Origin of the sequence: Enterococcus sp. C65 (assembly GCF_040887165.1) — a bacterium.
Taxonomy (GTDB): Bacteria; Bacillota; Bacilli; order Lactobacillales; family Enterococcaceae; genus Enterococcus_B; species Enterococcus_B hirae.
Window position 1 is genome coordinate 44,124 of record NZ_JBFOFG010000012.1, and the last position, 17,955, is coordinate 62,078.

General features: G+C 35.4%; 17 protein-coding genes, 1 other RNA gene and 2 pseudogenes. 15 read left to right on the plus strand and 5 right to left on the minus strand.

Annotated elements, in window-relative coordinates; all coding sequences use genetic code 11:
* Window positions 1-94: 94 nt before the first annotated feature.
* Entirely contained in the window at window positions 95-1,558 is a 1,464-nt protein-coding gene (locus tag AB3I12_RS12345; RefSeq protein ID WP_010737192.1) for a helix-turn-helix domain-containing protein, read from the minus strand.
* A 451-nt stretch (window positions 1,559-2,009) separates the two neighbouring features.
* On the opposite strand from AB3I12_RS12345, the gene AB3I12_RS12350 reads away from it, so the two are divergent.
* Together AB3I12_RS12350 and AB3I12_RS12355 are read left to right on the plus strand one after the other, a co-directional pair.
* Window positions 2,010-2,552, plus strand: coding sequence for a hypothetical protein (locus tag AB3I12_RS12350; protein ID WP_010720734.1), 543 nt, complete (start codon window positions 2,010-2,012; stop codon window positions 2,550-2,552).
* Between the two features lie 159 nt (window positions 2,553-2,711).
* Complete coding sequence (locus AB3I12_RS12355) at window positions 2,712-3,047, plus strand: hypothetical protein (RefSeq protein WP_010737193.1); 336 nt, start codon at window positions 2,712-2,714, stop codon at window positions 3,045-3,047.
* Window positions 3,048-3,153: 106 nt separating this feature from the next.
* On the opposite strand, the gene AB3I12_RS12360 is transcribed toward AB3I12_RS12355, so the two are convergent.
* Window positions 3,154-4,014 carry a helix-turn-helix domain-containing protein gene (locus AB3I12_RS12360; RefSeq protein WP_010737194.1) on the minus strand — a complete coding sequence of 287 codons (861 nt, stop codon included), beginning with the start codon at window positions 4,012-4,014 and terminating at the stop codon, window positions 3,154-3,156.
* 108 nt (window positions 4,015-4,122) lie between these two features.
* On the opposite strand from AB3I12_RS12360, the gene tadA reads away from it, so the two are divergent.
* From tadA to AB3I12_RS12410, 10 genes and pseudogenes are all read left to right on the plus strand, one after another.
* Entirely contained in the window at window positions 4,123-4,614 is a 492-nt protein-coding gene (gene tadA / locus AB3I12_RS12365; protein ID WP_010737195.1) for a tRNA adenosine(34) deaminase TadA, read from the plus strand.
* Between the two features lie 40 nt (window positions 4,615-4,654).
* Window positions 4,655-4,739: signal recognition particle sRNA small type (ffs, locus tag AB3I12_RS12370), an RNA gene on the plus strand.
* A 432-nt stretch (window positions 4,740-5,171) separates the two neighbouring features.
* On the plus strand, window positions 5,172-5,294 hold the full coding sequence (locus AB3I12_RS12375) for a hypothetical protein (protein WP_256734524.1): 123 nt from the start codon (window positions 5,172-5,174) through the stop codon (window positions 5,292-5,294).
* 444 nt (window positions 5,295-5,738) lie between these two features.
* Window positions 5,739-6,110, plus strand: a complete 372-nt coding sequence (locus tag AB3I12_RS12380; protein ID WP_010737197.1) for a phage holin family protein — start codon at window positions 5,739-5,741, stop codon at window positions 6,108-6,110.
* 293 nt (window positions 6,111-6,403) lie between these two features.
* A pseudogene (locus AB3I12_RS12385) lies at window positions 6,404-7,207 on the plus strand (phage tail tip lysozyme); the annotation flags it as partial.
* Window positions 7,208-7,867: 660 nt separating this feature from the next.
* Window positions 7,868-8,335, plus strand: a pseudogene (locus AB3I12_RS12390) (hypothetical protein); the annotation flags it as partial.
* Window positions 8,336-8,785: 450 nt separating this feature from the next.
* The gene (locus tag AB3I12_RS12395) at window positions 8,786-10,171 is read left to right on the plus strand and encodes a bifunctional UDP-sugar hydrolase/5'-nucleotidase (RefSeq protein ID WP_010737199.1); all 1,386 of its coding nucleotides are present in this window, start codon (window positions 8,786-8,788) and stop codon (window positions 10,169-10,171) included.
* 36 nt (window positions 10,172-10,207) lie between these two features.
* Window positions 10,208-10,867, plus strand: a complete 660-nt coding sequence (locus tag AB3I12_RS12400) for a YutD family protein (protein ID WP_010720726.1) — start codon at window positions 10,208-10,210, stop codon at window positions 10,865-10,867.
* A gap of 2 nt (window positions 10,868-10,869) precedes the next feature.
* Window positions 10,870-11,634, plus strand: coding sequence for a TIGR01457 family HAD-type hydrolase (locus AB3I12_RS12405; RefSeq protein WP_010720725.1), 765 nt, complete (start codon window positions 10,870-10,872; stop codon window positions 11,632-11,634).
* A gap of 1 nt (window position 11,635) precedes the next feature.
* Window positions 11,636-12,277: a TIGR01906 family membrane protein gene (locus AB3I12_RS12410; protein WP_010737201.1), complete on the plus strand. Its 642-nt coding sequence runs from the start codon at window positions 11,636-11,638 to the stop codon at window positions 12,275-12,277.
* A gap of 455 nt (window positions 12,278-12,732) precedes the next feature.
* Here AB3I12_RS12410 and AB3I12_RS12415 read toward each other — a convergent pair whose 3' ends face one another.
* Together AB3I12_RS12415 and AB3I12_RS12420 are read right to left on the minus strand one after the other, a co-directional pair.
* Window positions 12,733-13,242, minus strand: a complete 510-nt coding sequence (locus tag AB3I12_RS12415) for a phosphatidylglycerophosphatase A (protein WP_010720723.1) — start codon at window positions 13,240-13,242, stop codon at window positions 12,733-12,735.
* 120 nt (window positions 13,243-13,362) lie between these two features.
* Window positions 13,363-14,361 carry an NAD(P)/FAD-dependent oxidoreductase gene (locus AB3I12_RS12420; protein ID WP_010737203.1) on the minus strand — a complete coding sequence of 333 codons (999 nt, stop codon included), beginning with the start codon at window positions 14,359-14,361 and terminating at the stop codon, window positions 13,363-13,365.
* Window positions 14,362-14,688: 327 nt separating this feature from the next.
* On the opposite strand from AB3I12_RS12420, the gene AB3I12_RS12425 reads away from it, so the two are divergent.
* Window positions 14,689-15,273 (plus strand): peptidylprolyl isomerase, encoded by a 585-nt coding sequence (locus AB3I12_RS12425; RefSeq protein WP_010720721.1) that lies wholly within the window; start codon window positions 14,689-14,691, stop codon window positions 15,271-15,273.
* 141 nt (window positions 15,274-15,414) lie between these two features.
* Here the strand turns inward: AB3I12_RS12425 and AB3I12_RS12430 are convergent, their stop codons facing one another.
* Window positions 15,415-16,581 (minus strand): MalY/PatB family protein, encoded by a 1,167-nt coding sequence (locus AB3I12_RS12430; protein ID WP_010737204.1) that lies wholly within the window; start codon window positions 16,579-16,581, stop codon window positions 15,415-15,417.
* 91 nt (window positions 16,582-16,672) lie between these two features.
* On the opposite strand from AB3I12_RS12430, the gene AB3I12_RS12435 reads away from it, so the two are divergent.
* On the plus strand, window positions 16,673-17,053 hold the full coding sequence (locus AB3I12_RS12435; RefSeq protein WP_010720719.1) for a CvfD/Ygs/GSP13 family RNA-binding post-transcriptional regulator: 381 nt from the start codon (window positions 16,673-16,675) through the stop codon (window positions 17,051-17,053).
* Between the two features lie 73 nt (window positions 17,054-17,126).
* Window positions 17,127-17,489 (plus strand): hypothetical protein, encoded by a 363-nt coding sequence (locus AB3I12_RS12440; protein ID WP_010720718.1) that lies wholly within the window; start codon window positions 17,127-17,129, stop codon window positions 17,487-17,489.
* The last annotated feature ends 466 nt before the right edge of the window (window positions 17,490-17,955 follow it).

The following is a 17,955-nucleotide window of genomic DNA, read 5'->3' on the forward strand; positions in this document are numbered from 1 at the left end:
ATCTATCAAGATAATAGTTAAGTATAGGACAACAGGTTGTCCTATACTTTTTTGGCTTGTTTCAGCTATTTTCCAGCTTAAGGAAACAAAAGGATTATTTTTGGTGGAGTCTTTGTATCAGATGGAATAAATGGAGCCAAAGTTCATCTTCACGTTCAGGGTCAAGATAAAAGATATCTGCCGTTTGTTGTTGGGTATCGAACCAATCAGTGACGATTAAATCAGCTTCTTCAGGGTTTTCGGTGATTTGTAAAAACTGATGATTAAAAATATTTTTTAATAATTTTTCGATGTGGTAGTTTCCCGAAAAGACCTTGCTTATTTGTAGATGTATCGCTAATTTTTTATTTTCTTCCGATTTTAAAAGTGTATAGATCAGGCGACTAAGATGTTCGTGCAGTAAATTTTGGCTTGGTTGAGAAGTAAACGTGTCAGCGATGATCATTTGTATTTTTTTTAATCGTTGATCCGAGGCATCGATTTTCATATTTTCAGAAGGATAATAAAGTGCATGGAAGTAATCGATTTTTTCTTGGAATAAAAAAATAAACGTCGTCAGCATCATAATCAAATAATGGTAATAATATTTCTTTTCACCAGCAGATATCGAAGGGAATGACTCAGCTATTTTTTTGATCAGAAAAGAAACTTGTCGACAAAGCGAATGATTACTTTTAGAAAACTCATAGCCAAAGAGTGTTTTTTGTTGTTCGGGAATGAGGTTAGGAAAAAAATAGCAAAGTAAAAAATTAAAGTATAGTACTTCATTTTGGACAAGACTTTCAGGCAAGGATTGGGACAATTGTTTTTTCAATTCGCCGCTAAAATCTTTTGTAGAAGTTAAAATTTTCATTGTTTCATAGCTTTCTAAGAGGCTAGCATCTGGTAATTGATGATGAGCAGATCGCATTAAAAAGATTGCCACTAATAAGTAAACTTTTTCTTGTATCTTTGATGTTTTCTTGGTCATCAAAAGCTCATTGGATAAATGAGTATGCTTTACTTGGGAAAGTTTCATATTTGTCAAAGGCCAATCAATCCCCTGAAAAGCATCAGAAAAAAAGAAATACATATAAATTCTAATCGATAATTCATCGCCTTTCAAAATGTAACAATTTTGGCGAGAGATGATTTGCAGATGGAACTTTTTAAGTGATTTGTTTAATTGATTAGTTAGTTTTTCTAAATAAGAAGGAGATATGTACAACTTTTCCAGTAATATTTTTTTTGAAACACGGCTGTGTGGCGAATCAAAAAGTAACAATAAAAAATTAAAACGATTTGATTCGCGTAGGAAAAACAATTTTATATAATGAAAGATCGCCATTTTTTCATCTTTATGTTGTGAATCTAATTTCAATTCGCCTTTGGCAGTTGAGTAAATGAATCTAGGGATACTTAGTTGTTGAAAAATAGTCCCGTTTAATTTGCGGATGATTTCTTTGATCGTTCTCTTAGGGATTGATAGAACCTGAGATAATTCACGTAAGGAACATTTATTGGTTTGAACAATGGTATAGAATACTAACAATTCTTTCTTTTTTGCGTCCGTTAACATAAGTTGCTCCTTTTCCTTTTATTTTTTGTCCATTGTCCATGGGAGGACATAAACTGTGAGTGGAAAGAGTTTTTAATGTATGTTATTCTCACATAGTAGTAGTTGTTGTATGTACATGTTGTTATTTAAATGGTATATAACAATCGTTTATTCTATTGCTGTTTTTTTCGCTCATTTTGTCAAGTTATAACAGATTAAATAATCAATTTATATAACAAAAACATTGTTATTTAGCTGATTTTGTTATGTTGGGTTTTGAGTACTGAAGAAAGTTATTAATAAAATAAGCTTCTTGTTGAAATTGTACCTAAATATATTTTTTTGATGTTATGTTGTTATTTTTAATGGGGGATTAGTACTGTTCTCTAAATAATAATGCCTTTAATTTAGAGATGACTAAAAATAATGTCTTTTTAAAAAAAATGATCAAAAGTGAGAAAGGAAGAATTGTATGAGTAGAGTAACAAATTTTAGCAAAGAGTATTTACTCTTTAAAAGTATGGTATATGCTGAAGAAAATGGCTTATCAAAGATAACAGCTAGGAGTTTAGCTTCTTTTTGTGGCTGTTCCACTTATCCGATTTATGCCCACTTTAAATCAATACGTATATTAAAAGAAAAAATACTTGAAGAAATAACGATCTGTTTTGATCGCTATTTATCAGAATATGTCATTGATGATTTCTTCAGTATCGTCCATCTACTAAAAGAGTTCTTTTCAATCCATGAAAGCATTCGTGGAGTAGTGATTAAGTCTGAGTTAGATATGGCTTCCTTATTTAAACGTGCGTTTTCAGAATATGTCAAAGAACATACTGGGATCAAAGAGCCTTACTTATTAGAATTACTTTGGCTCAATGCATTAGGCAGTTTGAACTCAGATCGATCTTCTCATGAATTTTTTGAAACAATGACATTGATTTGGAATAAATTGGCTGAGTTGGAAGAGAACTTGCCTGAAGTATTAACAAATATTGAATATTCCCCTAAGTAAATGGATGAAACGATGCTGAAGCGTCCTTTCATATAGATGATCAGAAAAATTGGTGGTAGCGTTTTATCTTTCGGCGATTTTGAAAGTGAAAAAGGGTAAATAGTTCGTTTATCTTTTTATCTATGCTATGATTAATATAGATAAAAGGAGCTGATAATGATGAAAACATCAACAAAAGTAACAATTGGATTAGGTGTCGCAGCAGCAGCAAGCGTAGCGACAGCAGTAGTTGTTTCGGGAAAAGTCATTGAAAAAATCCATCATTTGACGAACCGGGCAAAAGTAAAAAAGTTCGTTAATGAGACATTTGATGGAAACGAAAAACTACTAGATATCGTTGAACATTTATCGGATAGTGATTTAGATTCTTTGATGGGAATCCTGGCGAAGATCAAGTCAGGCAAAAAGAAAATTTCTGTCTACGGAGATTCTCTAAAAGGATCAACGGAAGATGTGAAAGACCGTTTACTCCATTACGTTGATAAAATCATGTGATGCAACAAAAAAAGTAAAGTTAAAAGTACAAAAAGAGCGAAAGTATTAGAAAATGGGACAAACATTATTGGTTTGTCTCATGAACGAATACTTTCGCTTTTTGTGTTCAATGTGTTTGTTCTTGCAGTAAGAGCAAATGACAAAACAGTAAATCATTTGCTTCTTTTAAGTTGAACCCAGTTTGTTCTTGGAATTTTTCGATTTTGTATTTCAATGTATTTCGATGAAGAAAGAGTGATTTAGCTGTCGAACTAATATTACCTAAATTTTTCCATAACACTGAAATGATCTCTTCCATTTCTGTCCGTTTGACCATCTCCTGATAACTTGCAATTAACTGATTGTTGTTCATTGTTCCTTTTGTATAATGATGTAAAGCCACCTCCGATAATGAGATTGCGCCACCATGTAAAGCAAAGTGCTTTTTTTCTTCAAAAAATATTTTCCGCTCTTCAAAAAACAGTTCTGAAAAATTGGGAGAAGGCAAATGAAATGAGCCAATAAATACTTGGGTAGTAATTTCAAAGTCTGCATCTAATGAAAGAAAAATACCTCTTAGCTCAGAAATTTCTAGATAACTAGGATATTTTTTTTCAATCAGTACAGCATCGGTTTCTGTATAAAAGAAAAAATCTTCTAAGTGGAAAAACATTTCACCGATTGTTTCTTGCCATTGGCGCTTAAGAAATTCTCCTCTTGGATCAATGTGAAATTGAATCATGCGAAAGCTTTCTTCTGCTACTAGCGGTTTATTTTCAAATAGATAATGATACCACGGATGATTATCTTCGACAGTAGCTACAGGGAATAACGCTTTCAAAATATTTGTTTCTTGTGTCGAAATCGTCGATTGATCGATCCATAAAAAATAATCATCAATTGCTAAAGAGAGAATTCCTTTATCGGAAGCAGGAGAATTTTTTTTCTGTGCATTAGGATAAAGTGTTATCAGTTTTGTCAAGTCCATCAAAGTCACCTCAAGTTTTATTTTACCATAAGACAAAAAGCTAGTTACAACCTTTTTGTCTTATGCTAAAGTTAAGCAAGAAAATGAAAAGTAGGGGATCGATTGGAAATGAAGGAAATCGATAATGAAAAACATGAAAAATGGATGCGGTTAGCCATTGAAGAAGCTCAGAAAGCCCAACAATTAGCGGAAGTACCAATTGGAGCGATTGTTGTTTTAAATGATGAAATCATTGGAAGAGGCTACAATTTAAGAGAAACCACGCAAGATGCAACCACGCATGCGGAAATGATTGCGATCCGTGAAGCTTGTCAAAATGTTGGAAGTTGGCGTTTAGAAGAATCCCAATTATATGTGACACTCGAGCCTTGTCCTATGTGTAGCGGTGCGATGATTTTATCTCGAGTCAAAGAAGTATACTTCGGTGCGTATGATCCAAAGGGCGGAACAGCGGGAACATTAATGAACTTGTTGACAGATGAACGCTTTAACCACCAAGCCCATGTAGTAGGAGGCGTTTTGGAAACGGAATGTGGCCAACTTTTAACGGATTTTTTTAGAGAGTTGCGCTTAAGAAAAAAGAAATTAAAAAAAGGCTAGCCAAATAAAAAAAAATCAGGTATACTATTATTTGCCGAAAGGCTAGGACAATGGCGGGCTTGTGAAGCGTGTCAGATCTGGAAGGAAGCAGCACTAAGCAGGATCCGCCATGTGTCTGATTAAAACGAATCTTAAAAGCGTGATAGGTAGTACTTTACTACTTGTTACGTTTTTTTTTGTATAATGAACCAGTGTCTCTTTAGTTTTTTAGGTACTTTATTTGTATTTTATAGAGAAGTAAATAGATAGAGTATAATTGTTATTGGTAAAAAGACAGCATTCCATACCAATGACCTAAAAATAAATAATCGAAAGAGGTACATATTGATGGGAACGGAACACAAGCAAATGATATAAACGACGGTATACAGATGGCTAGTGACTATCTTGGGCTACAATTGTCTTATTATATTGAGGAAGAAAATAAATTGCCGTCTAGCTCAAGTATAAATAATATTAATGTAGAAAACTCTTTTCCTTTTGAGTAGACAAATACATACAATAAAGAGTATTTATTTGTCACGCTTGTTTCAGTTAATATAAAAGAGTATCTGGACATGGAAAAGAGAGAACGTAAAAATGTGTCTATTCCTAAATGGGCAGATAAATTAGGCAAAGAATTGAAGATCAATTTTTCTGAAACATTGACACATGCGATTTTAAGAAAGCAGAAGAAGTAAAAAATAATTAAAATAAATGACAAGAAAAAAGCCTAGAATAAAATTTAACTTTAAGCTGAAATATGGATTTTACAAATATTCACAACGAATATTTTGTGAAATTCTTTTTTTGAATATGCAGAGAACTTGATAAAATGACAGCTCTAAATTTAATAGTGAACGAATAAGTTGACTTAAGAACAGTGAAAAGTTGAAAGAATCATTTGAGTGATTTTGCTCAAATGATTCTTTTTTTTGTCACAAATTTTATTATTTTCCAACATATCTAAATGGAAACAAAAATCTTTAGCAAAGTAGTGAAAGGAAGGTCTGACAATGTAAAAAGAAGAATAGTGTATCAAACAAATGATGAAAGCTAAAAGCAAGGGACTCAAAACTGCAAACTAATGTCTGTTATTGAGGGCATTTCTTTCGCAGTCATTACGTTTAAAAGGAGGTGTTAGTATGACGGCATTAACGAAAGTCTTTGCTAATGATCAAGCATTAATTCACAGTTTTTTTCTAGTGGTTCTATTAGATCTCATAACAGGTTGGCTTAAAGCAAAAGTCAATCATGTTTGGTATTCAACGCTAAGTTGGCGAGGACTTTGGAAAAAACTCAGTCATTTTGTGTTATTGATCCTGACGGGAGTCGTTGATTTTGTGTTGATCCAAAACGGCGTTCATTTTGAATTTACGTTAGTAAAGGTTTTTACGACTTGCCTGATTTTCACTGAGATTGGGAGCATTTTGACCAATATTGCTGAGTCAGAAGTAACGACTTATTTTGAGGGGATTTTAAAATCAATTCAAGACAAAATGAAACCAAAACAATAACGAAACAGAGAACGATTAGGAAGGATCAAAGTGAATTTACTGAGATACTACGTGATCATGACTTTTTTATTTACTAACAAAGCAACCTAGGCACAGCTTTTTAGAAAAAAGTGAAAGATTTTATTTTTTCTGTCACAAATCACTAAAATAGCTCACATATCTATGTGATTCGAATCAAATGATCAAAATAATTTTTTAGGAGGATGAAAGATAACAGTAAGTAATAAGCTGTGTACATTTAAAGGCGCAACTAATATGAAAAAATGATTGAAAGTAAGGAGCGAACAATTATTATGGGACAATTTGAAACAGCAAAAACAATTTGGGATTACTTGGTCAGTCAAGGTTGGTCAAAAACCGCAGTTGCTGGATTATTAGGGAACATGCAATCAGAAAGTGGCATTATTGCCGACCGATGGGAGAGCGACATTGTCGGAAATATGTCTGGTGGATACGGACTAGTGCAATGGACACCAGCATCTAAATATATCAATTGGGCAAATGCGAATGGATTAAATTACAAAGACGTCATTTCTCAATGCAAACGTATTGAGTGGGAGGTAGCAAACAATCAACAATTTTATAATATATCTATGACGTTTCAACAATTTAAGACAAGTAACAAATCTCCAGAAGAACTGGCGAATATTTTCATTCAATATTATGAAAGACCGGCAAATGCAAACCAACCAGCAAGAGCGCAACAAGCTAGATACTGGTACCAACAATTAAACCGAACAAAAGTCGTGGATTGGTTCAATAAACATCGTGGACAGATAACCTATTCCATGACTGGCTCAAGAAACGGTACAGATGGAACGGCAGATTGTTCTGGAAGTATTACTCAAGCAGTCAAAGACAGCTCTGGAATTCCTTATAGCTATTTATATAATACGGTTACCCTTGGTGGTTATCTCCAGAGATGTGGTTATGTATTAGTTTTAGTCGGAAATTCAAACGCTTCCAATCTCTCTCAGCTGAAAGATGAGGATATTGTTTTACTTTCTGGTGGGTCCTCGATGGCTGATTCAGGTGGTGCGATTGGACATACAGGTGTGATTACTGGTGGTGGTAAAAACATCACTTCAACTTGTTACTATACGCAAGGAGAAAAAAATACTGCGATTCAAGAATTACGTTTTGATAAAAATTATATCGTTGCAAATGGGTTTCATTATTATGAAGTTTGGCGTTTTTCTGGCGGTTTTAATCAATCAAGTTCAACAGGAATGACTAATGACCCAACGCCACCTTCATTTTCGACAAATGTTCATTATAGTTTACGAGTGTTGGGGGGAGCTTGGTTAGGAGAAATCACTAACTTTAACAATTCAGATTCTAATGGTTTTTCAGGATTACCGAATCATCAACACGATATGCTATATATCAAGGTTGATAAAGGAACATTACGTTATCGAGTACACACGATGACAAGCGGTTGGTTAGATTGGGTTAGTAAAGGTGATCCAAATGACATGGTCAATGGATGTGCAGGGAATCCTGGAGAAGCGATTGATGGTGTACAAATTTATTACACAACACCTGCTGGAGAAACTTATTCACAAGCATATTACCGTTCACAAACGACCGCTCGTGCTGACTGGTTACAAACTTGTTGCGATGATGGAACATCGATCGTCGGTTATGATGGTTGGGCGGGGATGTTTGGCGAACCGCTAGACCGTCTGCAAATCGGGATTGCGAAATCCAATCCTTTATTTACTTATTCACCAGGGGTAAATAATGGGGGAAGTTTTTCTACCAATGTTCACTATGGGTTACGTGTGTTGGGCGGAAGTTGGTTAGGAGAAATTACCAATTTCAATGATGTCGATTCCAACGGTTTTTCAGGATTGCCAAATAATCAACATGACATGCTTTATATCAAAGTAGATGCGGGAACGATTCGTTATCGAGTCCATACGGTAAAAAGTGGTTGGTTAGATTGGGTCAGCAAAGGTGATCCAAATGATATGGTCAATGGATGTGCAGGAAATCCTGGTGAAGCCATCGATGGTGTGCAACTTTACTATACAACACCTACAGGTAAGACATTATCGCAAGCCTACTACCGTTCACAAACGACCGCCCGAGCTGGTTGGCTAGGAGTATGTTGTGATGATGGCACCTCTATTGCTGGCTACGATGGCTGGGCAGGGATGTTTGGCGAACCATTGGATCGTCTACAAATCGGGATAGCTGCATCTAATCAATTTTTTGATTAAAAAAACTTTAATTAGTTGTCTGAAAAGAGAAAAATGAGAAACTGATTACTACTTGATTACTACTTGATTATTACTGAAGAAGTAGTGATAGAAGAGTTAGTTTTAAGAAATAAGCCGAAGAATTCCGACATTCGTCCTGCGTATATTGGAAATTCTACGGCTTATTTCTGTCGATTTGATTGAAAGTTAGCTGACGAATGAATGGGCAATGCCAATAGAATTATGTCTATTAATCATGTTTTGCTGTAACGTATTTTTTCATCACTTTTCTACCCTAAATCGCTAGCTAGGGATAGACTGATTATTAGCTTGATCCGATATTATCCACAAGGCTAACGTTTAGAATGGGGTCTATTCACAGCGGAGGAATTTGATTTTCTTTAAAATCTTTCAAAGTGAACAAAGAAAAAGCCTATGGTATGATAAAGAAAAGTGAGGCGAAAGAATAAGATGGAAAAAATAGTTCTATTACATACGAATGATTTACACTCGCATCTAGAAAACTGGCCTAAAATCAGAAGGTTTATTGAGCAAAAAAAGCGTGAAAACGAAAAAAAAGAAAATACCACGACCATCACTGTTGATTTAGGTGACTTTGTTGATCGCTGGCACCCGCTATCAGAAGCAACCGATGGACAAGCAAATGTTGAACTAATGAATAACGTAGGTTATGATGCTGTGACGATAGGTAATAATGAAGGCGTGGGAAATGCCAAGGATCAATTGAATCATCTTTATGATCAGGCAAACTTTGATATTTTATTGGATAATTTGTTTGATAAACATCTGTTGCAACCGCCGAAATGGGCAAAAAAGTACAAGATCATTGAAACTCCTCAACAGACTAAAATCGGCTTACTGGCTTTGACGGCTCCTTTTCCCTTAACTTATAGTCCAAATGGTTGGGATATCAGAAACCCTTATGATATTTTGCCTGAATTAGTGGAAGAACTAAGACCAAAAGTAGACATCTTGGTATTGATGAGCCATCTAGGTATCCAAGACGATCGTCAAATTGCCCAAGAACTTCCATCAATCGATGTAATCTTAGGATCACATACGCATCATTTGCTGATTGATGGTCAAATCGTTAATGGTGTTCAGCTTGCAGCAGCGGGAAAATATGGACAATACGTTGGAGAGGTTCATCTCACCGTTGATGAGCATAAAAACATCATCCAAAAATCAGCTCGGGCTATCCCAACAGAAACGATGATGACGTTTATTGAAGATGAGCAGGAAAGCCAAGATTATTTAACTAAAGGGCACGAACTATTAGCGGCAAAAAAAGTAGCCAAGTTACCTTATGATTTATCAGTAGATATTTTTGCGGAACATTCTTTTATCTATGAGGCGTTAGAAGCAGTCAAGTATCGTGGGCAAACACAAGGCGCAATGCTAAATAGTGGGTTGTTTTTAACTGGATTACCAGCAGGGCTGATCAATCAGGATCAACTGCATACGGCATTGCCTCATCCAATGCATTTACTGAATGTCACACTTAAAGGAAGTGATTTGATTCGATTGGTATTAGAAATCGAAAAAAATCGTGCCTTTTTACGCAATTACCCAATCAGAGGTATGGGATTTCGGGGAAAAATTTTTGGACAAGTGGTTTATAGTGGGATCTCTTATGATGCAGTGAATCATCAAGTTCACTGGCTGAATCAGCCGATAGATAACGAGCGTCGATATACATTTACAACAGTGGATCATTTTATGTTTGTACCTTTCTTTCCAACGATTGAGATTGCTGGTGAAAATGAATTTTTATTTCCGGAATTTATTCGTAGCGTAGTAGGGGAATACTTAAATGCTCACTATCCAATAAAATAAAAACAAGGTATAATAGGAATGATAGGTGGTGAAAGCATGTCGGCAAAACAAAAAGAGCAACACGCCGTTGAAGCTAAAACAAAAGAAAAACAGACAGCGAAAAATGTCGAGGACCATACGGTGACAGAAGAAATCACCGCCGTGTTAGAAGAAATTATCGAAGAACCCAAACCGGAGAAAGTAAAGGGAGAAATCATTACTTTCATCGATGAGAAGAATTTTTTGATTGGCGAACAGCACTATCGCCTAGTAAAGGATCATCGAGAGGGGTTCAATCCAGAAAAACTTGGCGAAAGATATAGTGAAGTCTTGTCGCGTTATGACTATATCGTTGGTGATTGGGGCTATGAACAACTAAGATTAAAAGGATTTTTCCGTGTAGATAACAGACGTGCTCATCCCGACCAACGAATTGATGCTTTGGAAGATTATTTGTATGAGTATTGTAATTTTGGTTGCGCTTATTTTGTGATTGAACAAATCGGAGGTAAGAAGGAAAAAAATACTCCTCGCCGAAGAAAAAAGAAAAATCAAAACCAACATCGTGCGTACATTGATGAGAAAAAAGGACCCGTTTCTTCAAATCACAAAAAACCGGTCATCAAAAAAAGAAAAACAGAACAAAAAAAGACTGAAAAAACATCAACTAAACCAAAAGCCAACACTAATTTTACGATAAGACAAAGGGAAGAGTAAAGATGGATTATAAAGGATATTTGATTGATTTAGATGGAACGATTTATCGGGGGACTGAACCTATACCTGCTGGGAAACGTTTTGTGGAGGCTCTTCAGGCAAAAAAACAGCCTTTTCTGTTTGTTACGAATAACACCACAAAAAGTCCACAAGCAGTAGCAAATCGCTTGGCAGATGAATTTGATATACACGTTAGCCCTGAAACTGTTTATACAGCTTCTTTAGCAACGATCGATTTTATGCACGCTGCCGGGAAAGGAAACACGTTTTATGCCATAGGTGAAGCTGGTTTGATCGATTTGATTTTAGAAGCAGGATTTGTCTGGGACGAAGAAAATCCCGATTATGTAGTAGTCGGTCTAGATAATTATCTGACGTATGAAAAAGTAGTCAAAGCGACTCTTGCAATCCAAAAAGGGGCAACATTTATTGGAACAAATCCAGATAAAAATATTCCAACTGAGCGTGGGTTGCTGCCGGGTGCAGGATCGGTAATTTCGTTTGTGGAGACAGCTACGCAGACGCCACCGATTTATATTGGCAAACCAGAAGCGATCATTATGGATAAGGCGGTAGAAAAATTAGGTTTAACGAAAGCAGATGTCATCATGGTTGGAGACAACTATGAAACAGACATCCAAGCAGGGATTCGAAATGGGATTGATACGTTGTTGGTGCTCTCAGGATTTACGAAAGCTGAGGATGTACCTTTATTACCGGTACCTGCTACACACGTTCTCCGTTCGTTAGATGAGTGGAGTTTCTAGAATGAGAAAAACAAAATGGGTGTGGGGAGAATATGCTGGTTTGGTTTGTCTATTCTTCATGCTGATCAGTCTGGCGATCGCGATAACAATCAATTTTCGCTTTCTCTATGAACTAGACATCAAATATCTGAACATATTGGATCATACTACGCTTGATCAAGAAACTTTATTGAAAAATTTTGATCAATTAATGGCTTATTTAAATAATCCTTTTCAGAAGGAATTAAGTCTGCAAAATTTTCCTATTTCTACAAGTGGGGCACATCATTTTTATGAAGTCAAAAAACTTTTTTTACTTAACTATTTTGTGCTGCTGCTGACGTTGATACCTAGTATCTACTATCTTTTTTATCTGAAACGTCATAAGCGTTTTTGGCGTTTAGTTCAACCGTTTAAGATTGGAATGCTCGTACCGATTGTTTTTGGCTTTTTTATGTTGGTAGGATTTGATCGCTTTTTTATCTTGTTCCATGAAACATTTTTTAACAACGACGATTGGTTGTTTGATCCGACAACCGATCCAATCATTAACGTCTTACCAGAACAATTTTTTATGCATAGTTTTATTTTATTTTTTATTTTAATTGAACTCTTTTTTGCTTTTTTTGTGATCATTGGAAAAAGAGAGCTAAAAAGAAGTTAAAATCAAACATAGAATAGAACAAATCATAATGCCTATTTTGTTTCAACAGAATAAAAAAAGCCCGAGACAAGGAGATTGTCTCGGGTTTTTGCTTTAAACGGTGTTCAAACATCAGCTCCTTGAAATAAGCCTGAATTTTTCAAAATATGAGAAGCTATTTTAAAAAATTCTTTCTTATTGTCATCGGAGCTATACGATGTTTTCACAACCTCTGATTCACGGTGTTCAAAGAGCTGTCCTTCGGTATTAAGTCAAAAAATCTCAAAACATGAAAAGCTGTTTCGAGATTTTCATCCTTAATACTCAGGACAAAACGCTCTTTTCACAACCTCTTTCTCTAAACGGTGTTCAAACATCGGCTCCTTGAAATAAGCCTGAATTTTTCAAAATATGAGAAGCTATTTTAAAAAATCCTCTCTTATTCGCTCGGAGCTGATCGCTTCTTTCACAACCTCTTATTGAGTCAAACGACTGCGTTTTTCTGGCTCTTGGTGAGCAAGACGACTGGCAGCAGAGGCAGCGATTGCACCCACGATGTCATCCAAGAAAGTATGCACATTTTTTCCGTCATGGCTATTTAATTTTTGTAAAATACCAGGCTTTACTTTATCGATATAGCCATAATTAGTGAAACCGATTGTCCCATAGACATTTACAATTGATAAGGCTAGTATTTCATCGATCCCATACAGTCCTTCATCATCTTCAATGATATGTTGGAGCGGTGACATCAACTTATTTTCTTCTGCTAAAATATCTAATTGAACCCCAGTTATGATCGCGTTATGGACTTCACGTTTGGTTAAGACAGCGTGAACACTTTGGATACAATCTGCTAAAGTAAGATCAGTAATGTAATCTTTTTGTAAAAACATCACTAGCTCAGCAATGTCTTCAAGGGTTACTCCACGCTCATTGAGCAATTCACGTGCTTTTTCTTCTAGCGTTTCAGTTTTGATAACCATTTTCTTCCTCCTTTTGCTTCTGTGAATCAACTATATTGTTAGCCTACCAAATAAAAAAGCAAGAAACAAATGTTGTCTCCTCTGCTTTGGACAAAATGGTCAAAAATCACACAAGCTATCCTATTTCGGAGGAACTTTTTTATCATATAAACTGGTACTATGTCCAGGTTGTGTGCGTTCTTTAGGGTTAATAAAGTGTAACGCATTATTGACAGCTGTAGGTGCTTCGCCAAATCCAGTAGCGATCAATTTTACTTTTCCTTTGTAAGAACAGATATCGCCAGCAGCATAAACGCCTGGTATCGAGGTTGACATATCTGAGTTTACTGAAATTGCATTTCTGGTACTTTCAAGTCCCCATGTTGAAAGATGTTCTAGATTTGAGGTGAACCCATAATTAACAATCAATGAATCAATCAGTAACTCAATTGTTTCCTCGCTTTTTACCCGTTTTAAGCGAACAGCAGTCAATTCCCCATTTTTTCCAGATAATTCATCAATGAGATAGGGAGTTAAAAGATTGACTGATGAAGCTTTCAATAAGTTTACACTATGCTCATGAGCTCTAAATTCTGGCCGGCGATGGATAAGATAAACTTCACTCGCAATCGGTTCTAGCATCAATGCCCAATCAATTGCTGAATCACCACCACCTGCAATTGCTACTTTTTTACCAGCATATTTCATTAAATCGTTCACAAAATAATCGAGACCGTGATGCTCATAAGTTGTTGCTTCTGGTACATTTAATTTTCTAGGTTGAAAAGAACCGCTTCCTAAAGTCAAAATGACTGCTTTTGAATAGTGGATTCCTTTAGTAGTTGTGATTTCAATTATTTCATCTTCTTTAGTAATAGAAAGAACTTCCTCATTCAAATGAAAAGAGTGATTGAATGTGGTTAACTGTTTTTCCAGATTTGCTACTAAGTCACTGGCTTTCACGGCGGGATAGCCGGGAATATCATAAATATATTTTTCTGGGTAAAGCGTTGCTAATTGCCCACCTAGTTGAGGTAAACTGTCAATGATCTTAGTTTTTGCTTGACGCATACCTGCGTAAAACGCTGCAAACATCCCTACTGGTCCTGCACCGATAATTGTAATATCATAGATTTCCATAGAAAACTTCCTCCTCATACCCACACTATAGCAGAATTTAATTGAGAATACTTCTCAAACAAATGATTTATTTCTAATTCTTAAGGAGATTGGGGCAGAAGCGAAAACGATCTCTCGTGAAATCTACTGGTTCACATATTTAAAAATACTCGTGGATTATTTTTTAAGTCAGAGAAACGCAGAAAAGTATCTATCATTTGATAAAAAGTATATAATCATTTTTACATAAGGATGAGTCTTTTTGTTTTCTTAAGTTTCATGTAACAGCGAATAGAGAGAATATGTTATTATTACCAATGAAGGAATAATTTTTAGGAGGAAAAAGATATGGTATTCCCACAATTAAGCTTAGAAAATGAAAAAGGACCAAAGGCAGTAATAAAAACAAACCGTGGTGATATTACGGTCCAATTATTCCCAGAATTAGCGCCTAAAACAGTTAAAAATTTTATTGAACTTGCTAAAAAAGGATATTACGACGGAGTAATTTTCCACCGTGTCATCCCTGATTTTATGATTCAAGGTGGCGATCCAACTGGTACAGGTATGGGTGGCGAAAGTATCTATGGTGAAAGTTTTGAAGATGAATTTAGTCGTGAGTTGTTCAACTTACGTGGGGCGTTATCGATGGCTAACTCTGGACCAAATACAAACGGTAGCCAGTTCTTTATCGTGAATAATGAAAATGTACCAGCGAATATGCTAGATCAATTAGAAGGTGCAGGCTTCCCGGCTGAAATCATCGAAGCATACAAAGGTGGTGGGACACCTTGGCTAGATTTCCGTCATACTGTATTTGGTCATGTGATTGATGGCATGACTACCGTAGACGAAATTGCTAACGTACAACGTGGTCCACAAGATCGTCCAGTACATGATGTAGTGATTGAGAAAGTTGAAGTATCAGAATAATCACTCGCAATAGTAAGACATTTTAATTATTAACTAATCACAAAATAAACCAACTGGTTTCAATCATTGACCCAGTTGGTTTATTTTATTTCTAATTAGAATAGAACCTCGTTTAAAAGTCGTCAAAAATGCTTTTGTTTTTTATGTGAAGGCTTTTTTTATCCGCATCAATCCATCTAGTAGTGTTTCTTCCGGACAAGCTAAATTCAATCGCATATGAGCATGACCGGCAGGACCAAATGAGATGCCAGGATTTAAAACAACTTTTCCTTTGGTAATCAATGTTTGTTCTAGCAACTCGTCATTCGCTTCATAAGCAGAAAAATCTAACCACATCAAATACGTTCCTTCAATCGTCATCACACCTAGTTGAGGTAAATGTTTTTCAAAAAAAGAAGTGGCAGTGGCCGCGTTTTTTTCTATATAAGGAAGCAGTTGACTAAGCCATTCTCTACCCGTTTCGTAAGCAGCTTGTGTACCGATTAGACCAAAAGTATTTATATCTTGTTGCTGATTCATTAGTAACCGCTGTTCAAATTGTTCTTTTAATTTAGGATTTTTTATAAACACCATTGAGTTTTTAATCGCTGCTAAATTAAAGGTCTTGGTTGCCGAAGTAAACGTGATTAAAGACTGACTTAGTGTTTCATCAATCGTTAACATCGAGTTAAAATGGTTCGTTGAAAAAACTAAGTCTTGATGAATTTCATCACTAAAAAGCAGCACTTTGTGTTTCAAACATAGTTCGCTTAGTTGTGATAATTCTTCTTTAGTCCAAACACGCCCCCCTGGATTGTGGGGATTACAAAGGATTACCACTTTTACTTGTTGTTCAACGATCTTTTTTTCCATATCTTGAAAGTCCATCATGAATTTATTGTTTTGTTCAATTAATTGACTCCGTATAAGCTGACGGTGATTACTCTCGACGATTGCAGAAAAAGGTGGGTAAACGGGGTCATGGATCAGCACACTGTCACCTGGTTCAGTAAAAGTTTGAATTGCAACAGCTAAACTAGATAAAACACCGCTAGTAAAGACAATGTGTTCTTTTGTTAAAGATACCTGATGCTGTTGTTTTTCCCAATTGATGACTGCGTGATATAATTTTTCTGAAACGGTAGAGTAACCAAAAAGACCTTGAGAAACATAATTTTCAAAAGCTTTTTTTACTCCAACAGGTGATAAAAAATCCATGTCTGCAACCCATAAAGGCAATAAGTCGTCTCTTTGATAGGTTTCTTTAATTGAATCCCATTTTACGCTATCGGTATGTCTTCTTGAAACTTTCTTGTCAAATTCACTCATCTAAAGGACCCCTTTTTCTATTGAGTATTTTCAAAACTTCTTTTTTTAAATCATTTACAGTATAATGATAAATGCAAAGAGAGGGAAGTACATGACATATAAAATTGGACAAATAATTAAAGGAAAAATAACTGGAATACAGCCTTATGGTGCATTTGTGTCTTTAGACGAGGAAACACAAGGCTTGATTCACGTATCAGAAGTACAATCAGGTTACACGAAAAGTATTCACACATTGTTAAAAGTTGGTCAACCAGTAACTGTTCAAATCATTGATATTGATGAATATTCAAAAAAAATTAGTTTGTCGTTACGTACGTTGGAGAAGAAGAGCCCTGTTATTCCTTATCGAAGGAAAAGATACTTTACGAATAAAAATAAAAAGATCGGGTTTGCCACGATTGCGGAACAACTACCAAAATGGGTGGACGAAGCACTAGAAGAACTAGAACAGAAAGAAAATAAGAAATAAAAAGTGTATTTTTTCTGAAAATGTGCTAGAATTTTTATGTAAACCACAGAACAAGTTGATCGAGGTGGAAATTTTGGCAAGCAAAAAAGTAGCTGGTACAATCATGTTGCATTTGGAGGATGGATCAAAAAAATTTTTAGTCCATTCAATTGATGACAAGCTGGAGTTTGCATTAGCAGAGCTTTCAGAAGAAAAGACGGGGTTAGCAAACATACTTAGCTTTTTAAAAGAAATCGTTCATATTGATGTTAGCAAAATTAATTTGATGGAGTTGACCAATACACATATTAATCACGAAAATGTTCCATTGTTTGTTTTTGAAACTGAGCAAAAAAGTCAAAGTGAAGACTTAGGTAAAGGCTATCTTTGGGAAGACCCAGATCAAATGCGCTCTGTCCTTGGCACTTACGAAGTGGAAGGAGTTCCTTTCTTTTAATGTAGAATTAGACACCAAAAGAAACTTGAAAAAAATTCAAGTTTCTTTTTTTATGGTAACCGGTCCTCTTTAAAGGATGAAACGTTCAGTTTATCATGGATTATATTCGATAATGCAAACTTTTTTATGCTTCTTTTGAAGTAAAAGCGAATGATGATCTTTTGCTTGAATATTCTTTTGAAAAATTAAGTGAAAATGTTTGTTGACGTACCTTGGTTTACGTGATAAATTTATTAACGTTGATTTAAGAAACAGCGTAATGAAACTTTCTAAAAAAATAGCAGAAAAGTTCTTGACGTTTCTAAAAACACATGATAAGATAACTAAGTCGTTAAAAAACGACAGCTTACGAAGCTTGATTCTATCGAAAAAAACTTCAAAAAAGTTGTTGACAAATAACAAACAACGAGTTATGATAAATGGGTTGCTGGAACACTTCTGAAAAACGAAGTCGAAAAAAACTTTT

Excerpts from the sequence above, each read along its gene's own strand:
- AB3I12_RS12345 (WP_010737192.1), bottom strand. The coding sequence starts at position 1,558 with ATGTTAACGGACGCAAAAAAGAAAGAATTGTTAGTATTCTATACCATT.
- AB3I12_RS12350 (WP_010720734.1), top strand. The coding sequence starts at position 2,010 with ATGAGTAGAGTAACAAATTTTAGCAAAGAGTATTTACTCTTTAAAAGT.
- AB3I12_RS12355 (WP_010737193.1), top strand. The coding sequence starts at position 2,712 with ATGAAAACATCAACAAAAGTAACAATTGGATTAGGTGTCGCAGCAGCA.
- AB3I12_RS12360 (WP_010737194.1), bottom strand. The coding sequence starts at position 4,014 with ATGGACTTGACAAAACTGATAACACTTTATCCTAATGCACAGAAAAAA.
- tadA (WP_010737195.1), top strand. The coding sequence starts at position 4,123 with ATGAAGGAAATCGATAATGAAAAACATGAAAAATGGATGCGGTTAGCC.
- AB3I12_RS12375 (WP_256734524.1), top strand. The coding sequence starts at position 5,172 with ATGGAAAAGAGAGAACGTAAAAATGTGTCTATTCCTAAATGGGCAGAT.
- AB3I12_RS12380 (WP_010737197.1), top strand. The coding sequence starts at position 5,739 with ATGACGGCATTAACGAAAGTCTTTGCTAATGATCAAGCATTAATTCAC.
- AB3I12_RS12395 (WP_010737199.1), top strand. The coding sequence starts at position 8,786 with ATGGAAAAAATAGTTCTATTACATACGAATGATTTACACTCGCATCTA.
- AB3I12_RS12400 (WP_010720726.1), top strand. The coding sequence starts at position 10,208 with ATGTCGGCAAAACAAAAAGAGCAACACGCCGTTGAAGCTAAAACAAAA.
- AB3I12_RS12405 (WP_010720725.1), top strand. The coding sequence starts at position 10,870 with ATGGATTATAAAGGATATTTGATTGATTTAGATGGAACGATTTATCGG.
- AB3I12_RS12410 (WP_010737201.1), top strand. The coding sequence starts at position 11,636 with ATGAGAAAAACAAAATGGGTGTGGGGAGAATATGCTGGTTTGGTTTGT.
- AB3I12_RS12415 (WP_010720723.1), bottom strand. The coding sequence starts at position 13,242 with ATGGTTATCAAAACTGAAACGCTAGAAGAAAAAGCACGTGAATTGCTC.
- AB3I12_RS12420 (WP_010737203.1), bottom strand. The coding sequence starts at position 14,361 with ATGGAAATCTATGATATTACAATTATCGGTGCAGGACCAGTAGGGATG.
- AB3I12_RS12425 (WP_010720721.1), top strand. The coding sequence starts at position 14,689 with ATGGTATTCCCACAATTAAGCTTAGAAAATGAAAAAGGACCAAAGGCA.
- AB3I12_RS12430 (WP_010737204.1), bottom strand. The coding sequence starts at position 16,581 with ATGAGTGAATTTGACAAGAAAGTTTCAAGAAGACATACCGATAGCGTA.
- AB3I12_RS12435 (WP_010720719.1), top strand. The coding sequence starts at position 16,673 with ATGACATATAAAATTGGACAAATAATTAAAGGAAAAATAACTGGAATA.